The sequence below is a fragment of the Streptomyces sp. iso_384 genome (assembly GCF_056172905.1).
The window spans coordinates 1-1,660 of the sequence record NZ_JBWBTT010000004.1 but is presented as its reverse complement, the minus strand read 5'-3'; the positions used below and the strand labels follow the sequence as shown (position 1 = coordinate 1,660).

Annotated in this window: 1 protein-coding gene; it reads right to left on the bottom strand. The window is 65.0% G+C overall.

Translation table 11 applies throughout. The features are described 5' to 3' along the window. Positions 1 to 61: 61 nt before the first annotated feature. Positions 62 to 1,453, bottom strand: coding sequence for a MocR-like transcription factor YczR (gene yczR / locus AC0VY3_RS36310; RefSeq protein ID WP_475551812.1), 1,392 nt, complete (start codon positions 1,451 to 1,453; stop codon positions 62 to 64). Positions 1,454 to 1,660: the final 207 nt, after the last annotated feature.

Genomic DNA, 1,660 nt, shown 5'->3' with positions numbered 1-1,660 from the left:
CCCAACCCTCCCGAGCTCGCATCCGAACTCTAGGTGTTGCGGGTCATGACGTTGTTGACGCTCAGGCGATGGGTGCGGGGGCGTGAGTTCCGGTAGCGCCTTGTGCGAGTGCCCGTTCTGCCTGCGCGAGTCTGCGGATTGCCTGGATCAGTTGACTCGAAGGGAGCGTGTACGGCAGTCGGATGTTGCGTTCGAACGCCCCCCCGATCCCGAATCGTGGTCCGGCCGCGATGGTCACTCCGTGGTCAGGCGCCATGGCTGCCAGCCGTGAGCTGACGGGCCCGGGGAAGGTGGCCCATAGCGTCACACCGCCGGCTGGTTGCAGGGCATGGATATCCGGTAGGTGCTCGGTGAGTGCTTGCCGCAGGGCATCACGTTGCGACCTGAGTTGCTGGAGCGTGTCCGGCCGCCGGGTTTGGTGCTCGTTCAGGAGGACGGCTGCGGCGAGCTGTTCGACGACGGGGGTGCCGAGGTCTGTGGTGGGACGGGCTTGTTCGACGCGTTCCAGGAGAGAGGGCAGCGCGCGAATCCAGCCTATGCGTAGGCCGCCCCAGATGCTCTTGGACACGGAGCCGATGCTGATGGCTGCTGGCATGTGCAGCGCGAGAGGTTCGGGGCTCGGCACGTCCAGAGCCAGATCGGTCATGGTCTCGTCGACGACTGTTGGACACGCGAGCTTGAGCTTTTGGCGCACGCTGGTGGGCATGCACATCCCGGTCGGGTTGTGAAAGTCAGGTATCAGGTAGCCCAGGTTCGCGGCTTGCCCTGCAGCTTGGAGTTGCTCGGTGTCCCAGCCGGAAGACGTCACGGCGACGGGCAGAAGTCGGGCGCGCGCTTGAGTGAATGTCGTGATCGCGTGTGGGTAGGTCGGATGGTCGATGAGAACTCTGTCGCGTGGCGACAGGAGTATGCGCGTCAGAAGAGCGAGCGCGTGCTGTGCGCCGTTGGTGATCAGGATGTGATCGGGCCGGGTGGGCAGTCCTCGCCGCTGATACCAGCGGGCGACTGCTTCGCGCAGCTCCGCGGTGCCGTATCGGTCGTAGCCGTGCCGCTCGAAATGTCGTGGCAGCTGTTCGAGAGCGGTCGCGAACGCAGCATGGAGGATTTCGACGGGCGCAGCCGGCGCGGCAAATGACAGGTCGATAGTCTCTGTGCCCGTGCCAACCGGGTGCTCGAACGTGGTGTCATCAGGCAGCCGTACCGTTGCCCTGGTACGTGCCTGTGTGGCGAGGTATCCGTGCTCGACCAGGGTGCGAAATGCGGTCCCGACGGTGGTTCTGCTGGTGCCGAGTGCGACAGCCAGGTCACGCTCGCTCGGCAGGGCCGCACCGAGGGAGAGGCGTCCATCCAGGATGAGCAGACGCAGCCTGTCGGAGAGACGTTGATGCGCCGGCCCCGGCCCCTCCTGCCAGGTCCCCAACATCCGTGCTACCGCATGCGAGCTGATTTTCACCAGACCAGCATAGCCAATCTGGCTATGGAATACAGGTCCAGATCACCTAGAGACTCGCCATATGGCACCTCCCGCTTCCACGACGCACACTTCCGTCCCGGCTCGCCAGGACCCACCCCTGCTGCCGCGCATGAACGCATTTGCCCAGGTCCGGGCGGCCCGAAAGGCACGTCGGGTCCCTCAGCTCCTGCTCGGCTTGATGGGATA